The organism is Steroidobacter agaridevorans, assembly GCF_009932555.1.
Lineage (GTDB): Bacteria > Pseudomonadota > Gammaproteobacteria > Steroidobacterales > Steroidobacteraceae > Steroidobacter > Steroidobacter agaridevorans.
Genome location: NZ_BLJO01000017.1, coordinates 1 through 21,201 on the forward strand (window position 1 = coordinate 1; position 21,201 = coordinate 21,201).

Annotated in this window: 8 protein-coding genes and 1 pseudogene; 7 read left to right on the forward strand and 2 right to left on the reverse strand. The window is 56.4% G+C overall.

The window, feature by feature from the left end; genetic code table 11:
* Positions 1–513: 513 nt before the first annotated feature.
* Together GYH35_RS34265 and GYH35_RS35580 are read right to left on the reverse strand one after the other, a co-directional pair.
* Positions 514–918: a transposase gene (locus GYH35_RS34265; protein WP_407700243.1), complete on the reverse strand. Its 405-nt coding sequence runs from the start codon at positions 916–918 to the stop codon at positions 514–516.
* A gap of 44 nt (positions 919–962) precedes the next feature.
* Positions 963–1,567, reverse strand: a pseudogene (locus GYH35_RS35580) (IS256 family transposase); the annotation flags it as partial.
* Positions 1,568–2,061: 494 nt separating this feature from the next.
* On the opposite strand from GYH35_RS35580, the gene GYH35_RS34280 reads away from it, so the two are divergent.
* The 7 genes from GYH35_RS34280 (at position 2,062) to GYH35_RS34310 (ending at position 21,195) form a co-directional block, all read left to right on the forward strand.
* Positions 2,062–3,066 (forward strand): DUF1611 domain-containing protein, encoded by a 1,005-nt coding sequence (locus GYH35_RS34280; RefSeq protein WP_202624992.1) that lies wholly within the window; start codon positions 2,062–2,064, stop codon positions 3,064–3,066.
* Between the two features lie 159 nt (positions 3,067–3,225).
* A complete protein-coding gene (locus GYH35_RS34285) occupies positions 3,226–4,647 on the forward strand; it encodes an amidohydrolase family protein (protein WP_161830737.1) in 1,422 nt (473 codons plus the stop codon).
* 75 nt (positions 4,648–4,722) lie between these two features.
* Positions 4,723–6,051 carry a spinster family MFS transporter gene (locus GYH35_RS34290; RefSeq protein ID WP_161830738.1) on the forward strand — a complete coding sequence of 443 codons (1,329 nt, stop codon included), beginning with the start codon at positions 4,723–4,725 and terminating at the stop codon, positions 6,049–6,051.
* Positions 6,029–8,047 (forward strand): alpha/beta hydrolase family protein, encoded by a 2,019-nt coding sequence (locus tag GYH35_RS34295; protein ID WP_161830739.1) that lies wholly within the window; start codon positions 6,029–6,031, stop codon positions 8,045–8,047. The genes GYH35_RS34290 and GYH35_RS34295 overlap by 23 nt, the downstream gene beginning before the upstream one ends.
* An 18-nt stretch (positions 8,048–8,065) precedes the next feature.
* Positions 8,066–9,208, forward strand: a complete 1,143-nt coding sequence (locus GYH35_RS34300) for a C45 family autoproteolytic acyltransferase/hydolase (protein WP_161830740.1) — start codon at positions 8,066–8,068, stop codon at positions 9,206–9,208.
* 225 nt (positions 9,209–9,433) lie between these two features.
* Entirely contained in the window at positions 9,434–10,753 is a 1,320-nt protein-coding gene (locus GYH35_RS34305; RefSeq protein ID WP_202624993.1) for a pyridoxal phosphate-dependent decarboxylase family protein, read from the forward strand.
* Between the two features lie 647 nt (positions 10,754–11,400).
* Positions 11,401–21,195, forward strand: coding sequence for a non-ribosomal peptide synthetase (locus tag GYH35_RS34310; RefSeq protein WP_161830741.1), 9,795 nt, complete (start codon positions 11,401–11,403; stop codon positions 21,193–21,195).
* Positions 21,196–21,201: the final 6 nt, after the last annotated feature.

Sequence of the window (21,201 nt, forward strand, 5' to 3'; positions counted from 1 at the left end):
CGCCATGCTACGAGACGGCACTCTCTACACCCCACCGGCGGTGGAACTCCATTGACAACAACATAGGGGCACCCCCCTGAGTCCGTGAGTGCCGCGGCTGGCTCTGAACTCCGATTTCCCATTCCTAAAAGCGCACTTAGACGCCGCCGATCGCTACTGGCTCGCCCGAAAAAAATTGCAGTCCCTGCTGGGCGAGGACGAGAAGTGATCGAGACGATCCGCCAGGGACTGCCACGATCGGCGCCCAACGGTCTTCCGCAGCAGTGGGAGATCCCCGCTGACCATAATGAACACAAGATCCGTCGCAGCCGACGGTCTTCACCGCACCTAAAACAGCGTAAGGCCCCAGCGGAAGGTCCGAGCATTATCTATGAGGTCCCGAGGGCCTCGACGGCCTGTTTGTGAGGGGTCGATCCGCTGGGTTAACCTTCATCAAAGCAGTGACGATATGGTTGTGTTTGATTAGTGCATAGACCACCCGTGCCATTTTCGCTGGTGATGGCGGTCCGTGCCTTACGGTTGGAGATCCCGTCCTCGGGAACCTGCAACGTGGCGTATGTATTTGTCTCGGAATGCGTTCTCGCGCATGCGTACGGCAGCCATGGCTGATATCCACAATGCGCATCGAAGTCGGGCGTTGCCGCGCTTGGAGAGCCGCTCGCGAGACTGGCACGCACCCGATTGGCTCTTGGCTAAGCCCAGGCCGCAGAACTTCAGAAATTGGCGGTGATGCCCGAAGCGCCGCAGATCGCCGGCCTCAGCCAGGATGACGAGCGCAGTGATCGGCCCGATCCCAGGAACCGTGCGAAGACGCTGATAATCTGGATGTGCCGCTAGCAGTGCATCGGCTTGTCGCTCGAGCTCCGCTCGCATCTGAGACAATTGCAGATAGCGCGTCAGCTGCAGTCGGCAGGTCATCACCGCGGTGGAGTCCGGATCAACCGGCAGCGCGATGCTGCGTCCTGCGAGGCTATGATCAGCCGCACGCCACTCAAGCCCCGATCTTTTAGGTGGCGCAGGAACTCCCGCCAGCCCTCCAGATCCTCTTTCTCGCCCTCGGCGACGCCGAGGATGTGCCGGAAGCCATCGGTGCCAATGCCGATCGCCACGAGCACAGAGACGTTGCGGATCTCGCCGGCCCAGCTGCGCTTCAGGATCACGCCATCGAGGTACAGGTAGGGGAACTCACTTTCGATCGCCCGATTGCGCCAGGCCTCGATGTGCCGATAGATCTTCTGGTTCAGCCGAGACACCGTGCCCGAGCTCACGCGGGTGCCCAAAAGGTGATGTCGTCTACGCGGCGCACGGGATACTCCGGTTAGGTACATCTCCACCAACGCTTCTTCTACCGATGCCCGCGCCGCCGATACCGCTGGATGATCGCCGTCTCAAACGGCAGGCGCCTGAGCTTTGGTATCCTCAAGCGGACCTCGAGCTTGCGCTCGTAATGACCGGCGCGTGTGCCCGCCCGATCAGCCGAGCGCTCATAGCGCTGAGCTCGGCAAATCTCTTCGGCTTCGGCATCCGGCAGTGCGTTCAGCGTCTCCTCAACGCTTGATCGCACCACCTAATTCACATTTCCCTTCAGTTTACCCTCATCAACTCGCAGCGCACAGGCGCTGCTGGTGTATCTTCTCCCATGGTGGCCTCTCCACCAATGGTTTGGTTCTTGGTCGGGTGGTAACTGCCATTGAACCAGATCGAGGCCACCGCCTCGAATGTGCGAAAGAAACGTTACGTCATCCACGCGAGCCGGGTGATCGGCGACTGGATCCGCGTATACAGCAACGGCAGACCCTACCAGTCGCTGGGGATGAGAACGCCCGCTGAGGCGTTCAAATTAGCAGCATGACCTGAGCAGGTTCAGCTGCGTCATTACAGGAGCGCGGCTGGGGGGCAACACGGACAGACGCCCTGTCTGTCAAGACCAGCACCGTGATCGACAGCGTGGTCCCGGGCATAGGACGGCGAGAACGGTGCCTGCCGCACTCGTGCGGGCACTGCGATGTCGTTTCTTAGAGCTGGGACATCTACTCGTATCTACTAAGGAGTCGGTTCAGCGTGTTACTTGGTAAGCCCTACCTGATTTTTCTAGGTGATGTAGTTGATGCTGTTGCCGCCAAGACGGGCTTCGGCGCGCGCGACTGGGCACCCCAGGATTGCCTGGGCCAGTGGCGGATGCCTGAATGCAGAGTCAATCTCGGTCTTCCGGAGATGGGCCCGGTGGCAGCGGCTGCGAACGGCGCACGTTCTCTATTGATCGGCATTGCGCCGCCCGGTGGGCGCATTCCGGAAGCCTGGGGGCCAGCTCTGAGGGAAGCTGTCGAAGCTGGGCTCAACATTATCAGCGGGATGCATACCCGTCTCGAAGACATAGAAGGCCTGGTGACACTGGCGGGGAGGCACAAGGTGCGCTTGATTAATGTCCGTTCACCACCGAAGGACCTGCCGATCGGTACTGGCGTCAAGCGAACCGGCAAGCGCTTGCTCACGGTGGGTACAGATTGTGCCCTCGGTAAGAAATACACCGCGCTCACGATTGCTAAAGCTCTGCAGTTGCGTGGCATTGCGGCCGACTTTCGCGCGACAGGTCAGACCGGAATCATTATCGCCGGCAGCGGCGTGCCACTGGACTGTGTGGTGGCAGACTTCATCTCGGGCGCGATCGAGCAACTCACGCCCGAGGCCTCCGCTGATCATTGGGATGTGATCGAAGGGCAGGGTTCACTGTTTCACCCTGGCTACGCGGGCGTAACTCTCGGACTCGTTCATGGTGCGCAACCGGATGCACTTATTCTATGTCACGATCCGACGCGCAAACACATTTTGAACAATCCACACATGCCGATGCCGGCCTTGAAGCTAGCGGCAGCTCGATACTTGGAGGCTGCGCAACTCACTAACTCGAATGTCAAGTTGGTGGGGGTGAGTTTGAATACGTCCGCTTTGTCGCAGGCCGAATGCGAGCGTGCGTTATCGCAAGCGGAGCACGAGTTAGGCGTTCCAAGCTTTGATCCGCTGAAGACATCAGCCGAAGCGGTTATAGGAAATCTGTTAGCGCAGTGAACCAAGGGGGCCAGAGTAAGGGCCGATCGATCATTAGTTTGATGCATCCTCGGTTCTGATGAGATCGAACCACGAGTGGAACGTACATCAGTTCGTGGGAATGCTGGAGTTTTGAGCATTGCGCTCAAAGTTCGATCTGAGATCTGGGAGCAAGCAAGCGTGTCTCTGGTAATTAAGAACGCCACCATAATCGATGGGGTTGCCGATCGACCGATGGAAGGAAAATCTCTATGGATTCAAGGCAATCGAATCAAGGCAATCGCCGGTGAAGATGAACTCAGCCTGTCGCCAGCAACCACTACTATCGATGCGCGAGGAAAGTACATCATCCCCGGGCTGATAGATGGCAATGTCCATTTCTTGCAGGACATGCGATTGGAGCACCTCGTACGACACGAGAGTCAGTACGAGGATGTCATTCTCGAGGCGGCGCAGATTGCTCTGCGGTCTGGTGTCACAACAGCCTTTGATACGTGGGGGCCGCGACGACCGCTGGTTGCATTGCGCGAACGGATTAATGCAGGAGGCGTGCCGGGGACTCGAATGTTCTGCGCCGGCAACATCGTTGGGCTGGATGGACCGATCTCTGCAGATTTCATTCACAAGGCAGCGGAAATCGCCAGCCCCGCTCAGATTGAACGAATCAATGCTCTTTGGGTCGAGAACGTCGGTCCCGCCTTATCGTGGATGACTCCGTGTCAGGTCGCAAAAGAGATTCGTGCTTACATCGCGAAGGGCGTCGACTTCATCAAGTACGCCTCGAGCGAGCATCGGTGGGCTACGACAACGTCATTCCTCGTCTTCTCACCAGCAGTTCAGGCGGCGATTGTTGAGGAAGTACATCAAACTGGGCTCACTGTTCAGGCGCACACAACATCGGTCGAGAGTTTGCGTGTTGCTGTCGAGGCGGGGTGCGATCTCATACAGCACCCGAATCTTACTGGCCCGGTTCCGATTCCGGATGAGACGTTAGAGCTAATGGCGAAGCGAAGTACGGCGGCGGCCGTCTTTCCATTCACTCGGCGACGGCGCGATTGGATGCTAAGGAAGGGAGATGGGATCAGCGGTGTGTTCTCAGCCTCGACAGTGGATATAAATATCCACAATCTCATAAAAGCAGGCGCGAAATTCGTGATGGCTACTGATGGCGGCATCTGGGGACGCGATGCGGCCAGCGATCCATTCTGGGCGGCGGCGATTACTGGTGAGGACAATCTGATTGAACTCGGGCAGGGGCATTTTCATTGGCTGGTGGCCATGGAGGAAATGGGGCTGCCTTCCTTGCAGATCCTGAGGGCAGCGACGTACGACGTTGCAGCAGCCTACGGGAAAGGAAAAGATCTTGGAACAATCGAGCCGGGCAAGATTGCAGACCTAATCATTCTCGACAGAAATCCTCTTCAGTCGGCCGAGAACTATCGCAGTATTCACAAGATCCTCAAGGATGGGGTGGATATCGATCGCTCTCTGCTTCCGCAGAGCCCGATTCTGACCATGCCTGCGGGTGAGCCGTCTCCTGAAGTGCTTGCATATCGAGCGCATCGTCGCGCCGGCGATAGCGCGCGACCATTCTGTTGCTGATGGAGTGTGTCGTCGGATGACTGCAACTCACATGGCGAAAATTTGAAGACCTCTGTCTGACTATCTGAAGTAAAGATGACAAGCAATGCTTATCGACGATACGTTCTCGGCGCACTGGCTGTCACGTTCGCATTCGTCTGGCTAGATCGCAGTCTGATTATGTTGCTGCTACAACCCATCAAGGAGGACCTGCGTGTTTCTGACGCACAACTCGGGTTTGTGTCTGGTATCGCGTTCGCGTTGTTCTATGCCACGGTAGGTCTGCCAATTTCGCGCTGGGCGGATACTGGCAACCGGGTTTCGATTACTTCCATTGCCATTGCCACTTGGGGGGTGACCGTGAGCATGTGCTTATTCGTGGGCAACTTCTTCCATCTGGTAGTTGCTCGCGTCTTTGCTGCGGTTGGGGAGGCCGGTTGCATGCCACCCACGTATTCATTGCTGGGTGACTATTTTCCCAAGCCAGCTGAACGTGCTCGAGCGATGTCCGTCTACTGGATAGCCGCTCCGATTGCGCCGGTGCTTGGTTTTATCGCAGGTGGCTATGTCGCCGAACGCTACGGCTGGCGGATGACATTCTTGCTGGCCGGATTGTTGGCTCTATTGGTCGCCATAGTCTTCAGAATGACCGTCCGCGACCCACGAATGAATGCCAGCTCACTGCAAGCTCCGCCACAACAGCCGCGGCGTTTTGTCGACGTTGGGCGTGCGCTCTGGAATCGGGCCTCAAGTCGGCATCTGACCATTGGTATGATTCTGTTCTTTACAATGGCTCAAGGTATGAACCCGTGGTACGCCGCGTTCATGATGCGAAGCCATGGGATGAGTACTTCCGAGCTAGGAGTTTGGTTAGGGATGATCTTCGCCATTGGCGGGGTCGCTGGAACCTGGTTGGGTGGGTACGTTGTCGCGCGCTGGTATGCTGACAACGAGCGAGGACAGATTCGCCTTATTTCGATCATGGTCGCGTCGCTGGCCCCTTGGTTCATTCTGTTTCTGCTCCTGCCAAGGAAAGAGCACACGCTAGCGGTACTGTTTCCACTCATAGTGGCCTTCAATTTCTTCAATGGGCCAATATTCGCCATGCTGCAGCGATTGGTCGCCGACGAAATGCGAGCGAGGGCGCTCGCTGTGGTAATGATGCTGGCTAATCTGATCGGAATGGGGATCGGACCCCAGTTGATCGGCATCTTCAGCGATTTGTTGATGCCGCGGCTAGGACCGGACTCGCTGCGCTACGCAATGCTTGGTACATCGCTAATCACGTTGTGGGCGGCTCATCAGTTTTGGCAGGTCAGCCACACAGTCAAGTCGGATCTCTCTGATGTCGCGCAGCGCGCCCGATACTGTCCTGATGCCGCACAGTTCCCAGCGGAAATCGATGACGCTGTTCGATTGCGGTAAACGTATGCCTGATGCGTTGGAAAGGGATATTCGGGAGAGCGATCTATACCGCGCGGCGGAGCTCCTATATACGACGACGAGACAGCCGGGCACCGGGCAGATCAGTGATGCCGCAGAAGTGCACGTCTCCCCCGATGGTCGGCATGCCGTGTTTTCAGGAACATTGGCCGAGAGACTACGGGGAGTCCTGCCGACTCGAGTCTGCCAGGTGGATCTCACGTCTGGGCGCGTTGTTGTGCTCACCTTCGGGCCGAACAGCGACAGATTGCCGAAATACTCTCCAGACGGCAGGCGTGTCGCCTTTCTGTCCGACAGAGAACGGGCTGGCGATTTTCAGCTTTATATGTTGGATATGGCATCGGGTGCCGCATTCGCAGCTCCGGAGACCGAAGGATGGATCGAATATTTGCAATGGTCGCCGAATGGAAGGCGAATACTGTTAGGGGTAGCTGGTCATGGCGCTGACCAGTCGAGTGGGCAGGGAGCGACTACCAGTAGGCGGACTACCGACGATAGGTTGATGCATTGCTGGCTTCCCACAGTGGAGACGGGGGCTGAGAAACACAGCTGGCGCGGACTGTGGGTATATGAGCTGGAAACAAACAGTGTACGGAGGATCACCGGTACGGAGTGCAATGTCTGGGAGGCTGCATGGGCGGGTGATGACGTAATAGTCGCGGTAGTATCGGCTGGTCCTCAGGAAGGCTCGTGGTACAGCGCGTGGCTCCAGATATTTCATACTGGAGATGGGCAAGGCCGTCGTATCTATTCGCCCCAGTACCAGTTGGGCTGGCCGGTCGCATCGCCGTCAGGAAAGCATCTCGCAGTTATTGAAGCTGTCTGCAGTGACCGTGGGGTGGTTGCGGGAAGCTTGATGCTGATCGATAGAGACTCTGGTGCGACAGTTTTGGTCGACACAGCAGGCGTCGATATTTCTTATAGCGAGTGGCGTTCGGATCGCCGTCTTCTGTTGGCGGGGCATCGCGGCGTGGAGTCTGTCCTGGGCCTGTACGATCTTACATCGGGCTCGTTTGATGAGCTGTGGAGCAGCACCACAATCACTACCGGGGGATTCTACATCGCAGTTTCTGGATTGAATGACATAGGTGATTGCGTCCTGGTGGGTGAAGGGTTCAAGCGCGCTCCCGAGATCGCTGTTGTTTGTCGAGGTCAATATCGTACGGTGAGATCATTCTGTCTGGGCTATTCCGATATCGCGAAGAGAATCGGGTCCATGGATTCGCTGAGCTGGGAATCGTCGGATGCTCTTGAAATACAGGGATGGCTGTTGCGGCCGAGCGATGCAGGGCCGCATCCCATCGTAATGAATGTTCACGGAGGGCCTGTATGGCAGTGGCGGCCGGCTTGGTTGGCCCGCAAGGCCATGACGGTACTGTTGCTGCTCGCCCATGGCTACGGTGTCTTCCTGCCCAATCCGCGAGGTAGTTCCGGTCGCGGTCAAGAGTTTGCGCGGCGGGTCGTGGGAGATATGGGAGGCAAGGACGCTCATGATTGTCTGGCAGGGTTGGACTACCTCATAGCTCAAGGGTTCGCCGATCCTAAGCGCTTAGGAGTGACAGGCTTCAGCTATGGCGGATTTATGACCGCATGGCTGATTACACAAGATCGCCGCTTCGCGGCCGCCGCACCAGTAGCCCCGACGACCAACCAGGTGACGCAGCATCTGATGTCGAACATTCCGGATTTCGTAAAGCTGTTTCTTGCGGACGAGTATAAGAATGCGGGCGGAGAATACTATCAGCGTAGCCCGATCATGCATGCTCACAAAGCCAGAACACCCACATTGAGTATTTGCGGAGCGTTGGATCGCTGCGCACCGCCAGCGGAAGCGATTCAGTTTCACAACGCATTAGTCGAGAATGGAGTCGAGTCTATGTTGGTGACGTACCCCGAGGAGGGGCATGGCATCAGAAAATTTCCAGCGGCCATCGACTACGCAGCGCGCGTGACGGCGTGGTTTCACCGGCATATGTGAGATCCTGAGAGATCGAGGGTGAAAGTGGATAAAGAGTTGTCTGTGACAGAGCGCGAGGGTTTGGGATCTGTCGTTACAGTTGTAGACGTGGCCGGAGATGCGCGTACGCGAGGGAAGATCTTCGGCGAGATACGAAGACACCAGATCAATGCGTGGATTGTCGATTGGCTCGGCAGCCTGAGGGCCAACGGCATTGCCGATCCGCAGGAATATATCGATGCCATGCTTCGCGAGACGGATTTCCTTACTGCAATTCGGGAACACACTCCGGACGTACTCGAGGAGGTCCTTGGTATCTCCGAGGCTGCTGGGCAGTCGATCCAATTACTGTTGGCTGCACAGTTCATGGACGAGGAGTGGGCTTTTCGTCTCAGATACAACTCCAAAAACGCCGCTGTTGAGAAATGCAGCAGCCTTGCAATTAAGGCTCAAAAAGACTCCACATGGATCGGGCAGAACATGGATCTGGGCCGTCAAACCGATGGCCACCAGGTTGTGCTGCGAATTGCGCCAGCTATGGATCGCCCCGGTGCGCTGGTTTTCACGATTGGCGGAATGATCGGCTTGATGGGTGTGAACTCGCGGGGCGTCGGTCTTTGCGTAAATTCTTTGCGAGGATTGCCTTCGGCACATCAAGGGCTGCCTGTCGCATTTGTCATCCGTAGATTGCTGCAGACGGAGAGTGTGGATGCGGCCTCTGCAATGCTCAGAATGGTCCCGCACGCCACCAGCCAGCACTACTTGATTGCAGACCCGAATAATATCCGCTCATTTGAAGTGTCCGCGACAGAGATAGTCGAGTACCGCTCTGCGGATCCCTGCAGGGTTCTCCATACGAACCACACTTTGGCAGACGAAGATGTGGGGACGATGAGCATGAGTTCGCAAATCGACAGCGTTGCGCGCTTACACGCTCTGAGGTCCCGACTGATGAGCGGACATGTATGCATCAATACAATCAAGGCGGCCCTTTCATCATCGGACGATGTTGAACATCCAGTGTGTAAGGCCGCTCCGCTGAATTCGTTGAATGACGCGATCGGATTTACCACAGGGTCGATGATCTCTTTGCTTCAGCACAAATCACCGACCATAGCGTCCTGGATAAGTTGCGGGCCTCCGTGCCGTCGCGGCTACGTGGCGGTTCATCTACGCCGCTAGCTGCATAGGGAGCCGATCGCTGGTCCGCGTTACCACTACAATTGCGCATTGTTAGACACTAGCAATTAGGCGACGCAAGCTCCTTTCAGTTCAAGCTGTTGGCACTGATTTGAGACTGCACGACTCGTTTGGCCGCGAGGTGTAGCGCGGCATTTCATAGCTTCCAGTTCGGGCGTTTCAATGGCGCTCGGCGCCAGAACCGGCACTCGTCACCGAGGGAAGCTAGTGAGCAAGTCGGACCCTGTCAGCGATATTGGTGGAGCGGAGGAGCTCGGTGGTCGTCCAAGCATCGTTTCGGCACGCATGCCGTGGATACACGATGGTCGTCCGTGGGAGGATATCCGCGCCGATCTGATAGCTCTGAAATCGGAAGACTATGACTGGCGCGGCGGCCGCATCCCAATCTATGTCTATTACGATGACGACGAGTTGCTATCTGTGTCCCGCGAGGCTTACAACCTCTATTTCTCAGAGAACGCGCTGGGAAGAAATGCATTTCCGAGCTTGGTGCGGATGGAGGAAGACCTGGTTAAGTGGTCTCTTGCTCTTTTCAATGCGCCGGCAGGCGCGGACGGTAGTTTCACATCGGGCGGCACCGAGAGCATTTTTCTAGCGCTCAAGACCGCAAGAACTCAGTTCAGGGCGACTGTTTCAAAAAGCATCAGGCCGGCCGTCGTGCTTCCTCGGACGGCACATCCGGCCTTCGACAAGGCAGCATACTGTCTCGAAATCGACGTAGTTCGCGTTGATGTCGGGACGGATCTGCGCGTGGACGTTGATCGTCTGGAAGCTGCCATTGATGACCGAACGCTCATGGTCGTGGGCTCTGCCCCGTGCTACCCGTACGGTGTGTACGACTCGATCTCGACATTGGGAAAGATCGCGCGTGCGCGAGGCGTGTGGTTTCATGTTGACGCTTGCCTTGGCGGATTTCTGGCGCCGTTCGCGCGTGACGAGGGATTCTCAGTGCCGGAGTTCGATTTCTCGATCCCCGGTGTCACGAGTCTTTCGGCGGACCTGCACAAGCATGGCTTCTGTGCGCGTGGATCCTCCGTAGTCCTATATCGATCCGCGAGCATCAAGGTTCATCAGGCATTTCGGTTTGACGATTGGCCCCGAGGAACCTATTCGACCGAAACGTTCCTTGGTAGTCGTCCCGGCGGATCTGTCGCCTCGGCTTGGGCAGTGTCGCAGTACCTCGGAAGGGCGGGTTACCGTCGGTTGGCAAGAAAAACGATGGAGGCCAAGCTGCGTCTGGTCCGTGGGGTCGAGTCTATCACCGGGCTTCAGGTGTTATATCCATCTGATCTAAGCATCGTCCTCTACCGGTCGGTTGATAGCTGCGTCGACATAAATGCAGTTGGCGACTGTCTAACAGAGCAGGGCTGGTTTGTCGGGCGTTCCCGGGAGCCTATGGCGCTCCATTTTGCGGTCAATGCTGTGCACGCTCCCGTTGTTGAAAGGTATCTCTCAGATCTCGAGCGATCGGTAAAGCAGGTGCGGGCGTCAGGAAAAACCGGGCGAAGAAATGATCTAACGTACTGAGCCGGCTGTCCGTCCGGTCCGCCGAGGGCCTCGCCCTTTGCGCTGGCTGTTGGAGAAAGGCATCGCATTCTTTATCGGCTGTATGTTCAGCCTCTCGATGAATACGGGTTCGGCCCCGGCGAACCTTGGGAGCCTGACTATCTCAGTCCTTCGATACTTCGATAGCAAATCGACCCGCCATCGGTGCGCTGAGTCGTTGATGGCCGCCTCTGGTAGCCGATCTTCCATCTGCTTTGTGCTAATGACATTGGATCGCATAGATCACTAGCGATTCCATAATCACTTAGAGAGCACGGTCGGAGATATGCCAGTTCGTAAGGGGGGCGCCGTGGAGTGTGGCTCAACGAAGTGACTGGCAATCAAGCGCGGGCTTTGCCGAGTTGTTCAATTTCGCATCGACCGACTGCTATGGCATCGCGGGCATGAAAGCTACCGCGGCTTCAGCTATTTACTGATGGTCAGCGTATTGAGGTATTCAATCATCTGGCGAGAACGAGCATCTTTGACGAAATGATGCGACCACGCTCCAGAGTTGCCGACTGCTTGAACGTCTGGGCGGCGGAAGCGGAAGCCACAACTAGAGTCGGGCAAGCGCCTGAGTCGTCCAATCCTCACACGGTTCAACAATGGCAATCAGCGACAAGCGAATGAAAACCGATCTGGAGTTCGCCTCTAAGATGACGGCAGACCCCATCGAACGGGTCCCGAGGGACCGAACTCTCCCCCTATCGTTTGCACAAGAGGCTTGGTGGTCCTTGCATCAAGGAAGGAATGCGGCACCCCACCGCATTCTCGATCTGAGGCTAAGCGGGCGACTTGACCAGGACATCCTGCAGGCGGCGCTTGATCGGGTCGTTGCACGACACGAAATCCTACGCACAGTCTTTCGCAGCATAAATGGCACTCTGGCGCAGGTGATCGAGCCACCAGATAGCTCTGTGGTGATCATGAAGAGAGATGCTGTGGTCGAAGAGTCAGTCATCCAAGAGCTGAAACGGCGGGAAGCTACACATGTATTCGATCTTGCCAGCGGGCCGCTACTTCGCGCTTTGCTGCTGGTTAAGGCAGCACAGGAGCATGTGCTGTTGATTGTGCTGCACCGGATCACCTGCGACGCCCGCTCGGTCGGCCTGCTAGTGGATGAGCTGACCGCTGTATATCGTGGCTTCGCCAACGGGCAAGGCGATCCTGTGCCACAGCCGGAGTTGCAATACGCCGACTATGCATGCTGGCAGCGGCATCGAGTAACGGAGGATTCGATCTCCGAACGCATTTCGGCGTGTGTCCGAGCCATGTCGAGTGCGCCAAGTGGGCTGCAGCCGGAAACGGACCACCAGCGCTCGACGGAAGGAGCCTACGCGGTCGATCACGCCCCGTGGGTGCTGCCGACAGAACTCTCGAGTCAGTTGCGCAAACTTGCCCAGACAGCAGATGTACCGATTCATTTGGTGCTGCTGAGCAGTTGGGCGGTGTTGTTGAGTCGCTGGTCAGGACAAGACGAAGTTGTCATTGCTACGCGTCTGGCCAATCGTGGCGTGCCGGGAACGGCTGCTATGATTGGTCCGTTCGAGGGAGCGGCACTATTGAGAATTCAACTGAGCGACGACGCGTCTGTACTACAGATTATCGAACAAGTTCGGGCGGTTGTTGTGGCGGCATCAGACCATCAGGAGGTACCTTTCGAGAGGATCGTTCAGGAATTCAGGGAAAGTCGAGCTGCGGAGCTGCCCTTCGATGCATTTATGACTTTGGAGGAGAGCCCGGCATTTGCCGAGGTAAGAGGTGCGCAGCTGGTGATACGCGAGGCGGGCGAGAAGCACACGCACTCAGACTGCAAGTTATCCCTCTCTGTGAGAACAGAGTGCAGGGAGCTGCTGGGCACCTTGGGATATGCCAGGAACCTATTCGAGTCAAAGTCAATCGAACGCATGATGAATTCTTGGAATGCGCTATTGGAGGGCATGGCCGCAGATCCGCAACTGAGCATCAGTAAGTTGCCATTGTTGACCTCCGTGCAACGAGAACTAGTGCTCCGCCAATCCTACGATAGAGCAGAAGCAAGCTACTCATCGGATGAACTGATCCACGAACTTTTTGAAGCTTCCGCACGTCGATCGCCGGACGCTGTTGCAGTCGTATGCGAAGATCAATCCATAACGTACGACAATCTGAATAAGCGAGCAAACCAACTCGCTCGCCACCTGCAGAGTCGAGGAGTTGGGCCCGATCGACCCGTCGCCCTGTGCGTAAATCGCAGCATTGACATGGTGGTCGGGATGCTGGGGGTGCTCAAGGCAGGCGGAGCCTACCTGCCCCTAGACCCCGACTACCCGCTAGATCGGCTAGCGTACATGTGTGACGCGGCTGCGCCGCAAGTGCTGGTGACTCAGAAGGGTCTTGAGGGGAGGCTGCCTGAGGTCGCTGCAGACGTCGTGCTGATCGACGAAGATTGGCAGTCGATTGCTCAGCTCGACGATCAGAATCATAATCGTGCCACTTCAGGTGTAACACCTGAGAATCTGGCCTATATTATTTTCACATCAGGTTCCACGGGGTCACCCAAAGGAGCGATGAACGAGCATCGAGGCATGGTGAATCGGATCATCGCACAACGAGTCTACGAAAGATTCACGAATGAAGATATATGCTGCCAGAAGACTTCAATCAGCTTTGTTGATGCTGTGTTCGAAACTCTCGGGCCTCTGTGCCATGGACTGCCTATTGTCATTGTCCCCTCAGATGCCGCCAACGATGGGGAAAAGATGGCGGCGCTGATCGCGAGAGAGGGTGTGACAAGGTTGTTGACTGTGCCGTCGCTTGCGAGGTCGATGGTCGAAAGCACGGAGATCATGCGAAATCTTTCCGGATTGCGAAGTTGGACGCTCAGCGGTGAGGAGGTCCGCGCTGAGTTGCTAATAGAACTTCAACGACGGCTGCCCAACTGTGAGTTCATCATCCAGTACGGTTCATCGGAAGTGTCGTCCGACGCCGCAATCTACAAGAGCGTGGCGTTTCAAGGCAGTCGCGTTCCCCTCGGTCGGCCTGTTCCGAATGTACAGATGTACATTCTTGATCAGTACAGCGTTCCGACTCCGATTGGCGTCGTCGGTGAGATTCATGTGGGCGGAGTAGGGGTTGGTCGTGGATATCTCAATCGTCCTGAACTCACCGCTGCGCGCTTTCTCTGTGATCCGTTCAGCACGGAGCGTGGGGCTCGACTTTATAGAACAGGTGACCTCGGCCGATGGAGAGCGGATGGCACGATCGACTATCTGGGCCGAAATGATCAGCAGGTAAAGATCCGTGGCTGTCGTGTCGAGCTGGGTGAAGTTGAGTCCCAGTTGCTCCGTCTTGGTCAGATCCGCGAGGCTGCTGTTGTGGCGCGTGCGGATGCCTCCGGCGAGGATCGCTTGGTGTCGTACGTGACACTGCGAGATGCAGGCAGCGAGGGCACGGCGTTCATACGGTCGATTCGCTCCAATCTAAGAAAGCGAGTGCCCGAATATATGGTCCCTGCAGCCGTCGTGGTGATGCCGGCATTGCCACGGACTCCGAACGGAAAGCTCGATCGGCGGGCGCTTCCGGCACCTGGTTCCGATGCATACCCGATGACGCAATTTGACGCGCCCCGACGAGGCTCAGAGCGGACGTTAGCAGGCGTCTGGCAAGACCTGCTTCAACTGGAGCGTGTTGGTCGGCGCGACAACTTTTTCGAGCTGGGCGGACATTCATTACTTGCTTTCAAGATGATGAATCGGCTGCGAGCGCTCGGTCTGCATACCGATGTTCGGAAGATCTTCGAGAACCCAATCCTTGCCGAGCTCGCGAATGCTCTGACCCCTGTAGCAGTCGATGATCGGTCAGTGCCACCGAATCTGATACCAGGCCCATGCCGTAACATCACTCCGCAGATGTTGCCGCTCGTTGCGCTGGACGGACAGCACCTGCAAGTCATCGCTCGATCAGTGCGCGGTGGTTTTGAGAACATTCAGGACATTTATCCCCTGACACCGCTGCAGGAAGGGCTTCTGTTTCACCATCTGCTCGACGAAGAGACGAGTGACATATATGTGGTTCCGATGCTCCTGTCGGTGTCCTCAGAGAGTCGACTTGATGACCTGGTCTGTGCCCTGCAGAGAGTAATTGATCGTCATGACATTCTACGAACAGCAGTGCTTTGGGAGCAGCTGCCGCATCCGGTGCAGGTGGTGCAAAGAACGGCAGAGCTACCAGTCCAGCGGATCGTTACTGATCAAGATCTAGCCACATCCGAGGACACCGAGCAGCTGTTCGATTGTGTGCCATTGCAGATGAACATACGGAAGGCGCCGTTGTTGCGTCTCCATACGGCGAAAGACGAGCGTCGAGGAAAGTGGTATGCATTACTACACATGCACCACATGATCGACGATGACACGTCCTTGAAGATTCTAATTGCCGAGCTCGTGGCCTTCTTGGAACGCCGCGAGGATGAGCTTTCGGCGCCGACTCAGTACAGAGAACATGTAGCTCAGGTACTGAGATCGGAACGAGTTCACGACAACGAGAAGTTCTTCCGAGAGAAGCTCGCAGGAATAGAGGAACCGACCGCATTGTTTGGATTGTTGGACGTACATGGGAGGATCGATCGAATTGATGAGGAAGCCTTCGATCTAGAAGCGACATTGGCACAGCGTATGCGCCTGCAGGCGCGGCGTCTGAGCATGACTCCGGCGACACTGTTCCATGCGGCGTGGAGTTTGGTTGTTGCTGGAACCAGCGGTCGTGACGATGTGGTATTTGGAACCGTACTGGTTGGGCGCATACACGGCGGCGCCAGGATGGAACATTGTCTTGGGATGTTTATTAACACCTTGCCTTTGAGAATTCGACTCGCCGGTGTCACGGTGCAAGGGTTGGTGGAGCAGGTTCAGATCGGGCTTGCAGAACTATTAATCCATGAGCAGGCGTCGTTGGTGCTTGCGCAGCGGTGCGCAGACATTCCCGCCACACTGCCGTTGTTCAATGCAGTGTTCAATTATCGACACGGAGCCTTTGATCCTGGAGCGGAGTGGTCCCGGGCGAGTGGCGTCCGAATGCTTTCGAGTCAATCGCGGACAAACTATCCGATCGCCATCTCCGTGGATGATCTCGGTGATGGATTCAGGCTAACCGCTCAGACGGATCGGCGCGTGGACCCGCATCGCGTAGTCGCATACTTGAATCAAGCCGTGCAGTCCCTGGTCGAGATGCTGGAACGTGAATCCGCGGTGCCAGCGCTAAGCCTCTCCATTCTGCCGGAGAAGGAGAGCCAGGAGATAGACTCTCTCTCCAGAGTGTCAGGAGACATGCCTCCCTCGGAGGCACTGATTCAGTCTCTGTTCGAGAGCCAAGTGAAACGTTGTCCACATGCTTTGGCGCTTGTGTACAAGAATGAAACGTTAACGTACGCCGAACTCAACAGTCGTGCCAACCAGCTTGCCAGGTATCTGCGAGAGAGAGGGGTGGGCGGTGAAAAGCGAGTGGGAATTTTCTTCGAGCGTGGATGCGAGATGTTGGTGGCGATTCTGGGCACGCTCAAAGCTGGCGGGGCATATGTGCCATTGGATCCAGATCATCCGTCGGACCGGTTGGCATACATGTTGAGTGATGCCGCGCCGGAACTGGTATTGACGACGAAGCACCAGCGGGCAAGGTTGGGACCGATGCGAGTCAGCACGATAACGCTGGATGATGATTGGGCCGACATCGGGAAACGGCCGGCGCACGATCTGTGTGCGCCTGAGGTCGATGCCCACTCAGCCCATCTCGCTTACGTCATCTATACATCCGGTTCCACGGGCCAGGCGAAGGGAGTGATGATTGATCACCATGGAGTAGTTAATCTTTGGTGCGGGCTGGAAAGCGCGGCGTTCGTAGGTCGCGAATGTACGCGCGTAGCACTGAATGCGTCACTGAACTTCGATGCATCTGTCCAGCAGCTTGTGCAGCTTCTATCCGGGCGAACGCTCTTCATAGTTCCACAGGAGCAGCGACGGGATGCAAGCATGATGCTGAGCCTCATCGATGATCAGCGGATCGAGGCCGTAGATTGCACCCCTTCACAACTCAGGATGTGGATAGCCGCCGGCATGTTGCGCAGGCGGCAATTTCCCCTACGTCTGGTGTTGGTCGGCGGGGAAGCAATTGATCCGGATCTATGGAGCACGCTTGCGTGTGCTAAAGACATTGCCTTCTACAATGTATACGGTCCCACAGAGTGCACGGTGGATGCGACCATTGCGCCCCTGAGCGGCGACGTCACGACGCCCCACATCGGCCGACCGATGGCGAATAGAAATGTATATATTTTGAATCGAAATGAGGTTCCTGTTCCGTTTGGAGTGGCAGGAGAGATCTGCATCGGCGGACTTGGCATCGGACGTGGCTACTTGAATCGTCCTGAGCTGACGGCAGACAAGTTCCGTCCGGATCCTGGTCGGAGCACGTCAGCCCGGCGCTATTGCACGGGTGACTTAGGGAGGTGGCGCGCAGACGGTGTGATCGAGTATCTAGGGCGCAGCGATCAGCAAGTGAAAATTCGCGGATACAGGATCGAGCTGGGAGAGATCGAGGCTCGGCTGCTGGAACGGAATCAGGTCAAGGAGGCAGTCGTAATCGCTCGTGAGGATGCTCCGGGCGAAAAACGCCTCGTCGGCTATCTGGTGCTCGAGGAGACATCGAGTCGTGGCTCGGGTCCAGACTTGGATGCGTTACGTGAGGACCTCAAGCGCGTTCTGCCGAGTTACATGGTGCCGAGCGCGCTGGTTGTACTGAAGGATCTGCCATTGACTCTGAGTGGCAAGGTCAATCGCAGAGCATTGCCTGTACCCGAGCGAGATGCGTTTGCCATCGCACAGTTTGAGCCGGCATTGGGAGGTACCGAAACGGTTCTCGCAGAGATATGGCGGCAGCTGCTGAATATCGAGCGGGTGGGGCGGCAGGACAACTTCTTTGAGCTTGGCGGGCACTCGCTGCTCATCGTGCTGTTGATCGAGCGCTTACGCGCCGCGGGGCTGTCAGTAAACGTACGTAGTATATATGAGCACCCGACGCTAGCGTCAATGGCGAGTGTATTGGAAGCGCGATCAGGTGTGGAGGGTCAAGTGCCGCCGAACGGCATACCGGCGGCGTGTGAAGTGATCACTCCGCAGATGTTGACGCTCGTCAACTTGACCTCAGAGGAGATTGACCGAATCACAGAGTCAGTCCCCGGCGGAGCCGCCAATGTGGCGGATATCTACCCTCTGGCCCCGCTGCAGGAGGGAATTCTATTTCACCACCTGCTGGGGAAGGAGATAGGAGATACCTATGTCCTGCCGACACTGCTACAGATGGCCTCGCGCCAGCAGCTGGACCGGTTTATAGAAGCTCTTCAGGAGGTGATAGATCGCCATGATGTCCTGCGTACCGCGATCCTTTGGGAGCATCTGTCGAATCCGGTGCAGGTCGTATATCGCAGAGCGACATTATCAGTAGCGGAGCTTGGGCTGGATCCGTCGGAGGATCCGCGTCATCAGCTCATGAAGCGGATGCGGCCAGAACATCAGAGTATGGATCTTAGACATGCGCCTCTGGCGCGCCTTCAGGTTGCTGCTGACCCAGGCGGCAAGCGATGGTATGCGCTATTGCAATTGCACCATTTGGTGGCTGATCACGAGTCGCTCGATATGATGCTTGCAGAGGTGAGGGCCTGTATCGATGGGCATGCCGACCAACTGCCCGAACCAATTCCGTATCGCAACCACGTTGCGCAGGCGCTGGCACACGCAAAAGAGAACAGCGCTGAGTATTATTTCAGAAAGGCGCTGGGAGATGTTGATGAGCCTGTAGCACCCTTTGGGTTGCTCGATACTTATGGAAACGGCAGTCGAATAGACGAGGCTAGATCAACTTTCGACCGAGCGTTTGCCGAACGGATTCGCACGCAAAGTCGTCGGTTGAGCGTGAGCCCGGCAACATTGTTCCATGCGGCGTGGGCTTTGGTTGTCGCACATACCACTGGCCGGAGCGACGTCGTGTTTGGGACACTATTGCTCGGCCGGTTGCAGGGAAGTGCAGGCGCGCAGCGAACTCTCGGAATGTTTATCAATACTCTTCCACTCCGGATAAGACTACAGGATGTCAATGCTCAAGGACTCATACAGCGAACACAGCATGAGTTGGTGGAGCTTCTTAATTATGAGCAGGCGTCTCTGGCGATAGCGCAGCGCTGCAGCGGAATTGAAGGAACTGCACCACTATTCACTACCCTGCTGAATTATCGGCACAGTGCAGTAGGGCTGCAGCCATCGTTGACGGCGACAGATGGCATCCAAGTGCTCGCGGAAATGGACTGGACCAATTACCCGATCACTCTCTCGGTGGATGACCTCGGTGAGGATTTTGCGCTGACCGCGCAAACGGATAGGAAAATCAATCCGATGCGCGTAGTTGGGTATGTGCAGAAGGCGTTGCAAAGTCTAGTCGAGGCGCTGGAAGTGGCATCGAGAACGCCAGCCTTAGCGCTCTCAAGCCTGCCTCAGGACGAACGGCTAAACGTTCTAGAGCGATTTAACGCGACGTGTGCCCTGTTTAGCGAAGAGAAGTTGGTGCACGAGCTCTTCGAAGAGCAGGCGCAGCGCACGCCTACGATGAGAGCGCTGCTGCATGGGGATAAGTACCTGGACTACAGCGAACTGAGCGCGCAAGCCAACCAAGTCGCCCGATTCTTGAGAGCCAGAGGGGTTCAACCAGATCAGGCGGTTGGAATATGTATTGATCGCAGCCTAGAAATGGTTGTCGCCATTCTCGGCATCCTAAAAGCCGGAGCAGCGTATCTGCCTCTTGATCCAAACTATCCGGTGGAACGGCTCCGGTACATGGTCGAGGACGCTTTGCCGCGCATCGTCTTGACGGAAAGGAATTCGATAATCGCTCTGATCGAGTCGGCCAGCGAGATCGTCGCGTTGGATGAGATAATCACAGACGCTGGAGAGGAGATTGAGACCGAGACCGAAAGCGCGGATAGCCGACAGACGGATCACAGTCTTGCTTACATTATCTATACATCGGGTTCGACCGGTAGACCCAAGGGCATTGCGATGCCTCACCGGCCTGTGGTCAATCTCATCGAATGGCACCGTCGGTATCTGCCACTCGGAGAAGGCCAGCGAGTGCTCCAGTTTGCAGCACTCAGTTTCGATGTGGCATTTCAGGAAATCTTCTCCACTCTCTGTACCGGTGGAACTCTGGTACTACTCGATGAATGGACCCGCAGGGATCCGCAGGCGCTGTTGGAGTTGATAGATGAGCAATCGATTGAGCGGCTCTTTGTGCCGCCACTGATGCTGCAAAGTCTCGCCGAATGTTCCCAGGGCCTGGGCAGCGGTGCGATGTGTCTTAAGGACGTTATCACGGCCGGCGAACAGCTTCGCATTAGTCGAGCAATTGCCAGTTTCTTTGCACGCCGTGCAGGTTGCCGACTCCACAATCACTACGGCCCAACTGAGTCACACGTGGTCACCGCGTTGACTCTGTCAGGCGAGTCTGGGCAATGGGCTGAGAGACCGACGATTGGCAAACCAATCTCCAACAGCCAGATCTTCATTCTTGATCGACAGAAACAGCCGGTGGCGGTAGGAGTATCCGGTGAGATTTATATCGGTGGAGTCGGTATCGCTCGATGTTATCTAGGCCGGCCGGATTTGACAGCCGAGCGGTTTGTCTGCAATCCGTTGAGTGACAATCAGCAATCTCGCATGTACAGGACTGGAGATGTTGGGAGGTGGTGTGCGGATGGAAGTATCGAGTATCTCGGCCGCAATGATGATCAGGTGAAGATACGGGGTTATCGAATCGAGCTGAAAGACATCGAGGCGCAACTGACGGCACATCCGGCAGTAAAGGATGCTGTAGTTGTGGTGCGCGAGGAGTCTTCAGGAGAGAGACGCTTGGTGGCGTATGTCACGGGGCGCGAAAATGAAGATCCGATTGCAGACGAGCTACGTGCCCATCTAATGGAACGGGTGCCGGACTTCATGGTGCCAAGTGCTTTCGTCTCATTGGCGAGTCTGCCACTGACGCCGAGTGGAAAGTTGGACAAAGGCGCGTTGCCGGTACCGGAAGATGGCGCATATGCGAGCCGCGAGTACGATTCTCCGCAGGGGTATGTGGAAGAAGTGTTGACAGATATCTGGCAATCGCTACTGCATGTGCCCAGAGTGGGGCGAAACGACAACTTCTTCGAATTGGGCGGGCACTCCTTGCTAGGAATGAAGCTGATTGCTCAGATCGGGGAAAAGCTCGGAGTGAAGCTGCCGGTTATTGCAGTGTTCCAGTACTCCTCTATAGAACAAATGGCTCAGGCTGTGCAGTCGGAACGCCAACGGCATGGGAAGCAATCGGCCCCGGAGTCGATGGAGTTCGACGAAGGAATTCTGTAGATGCCC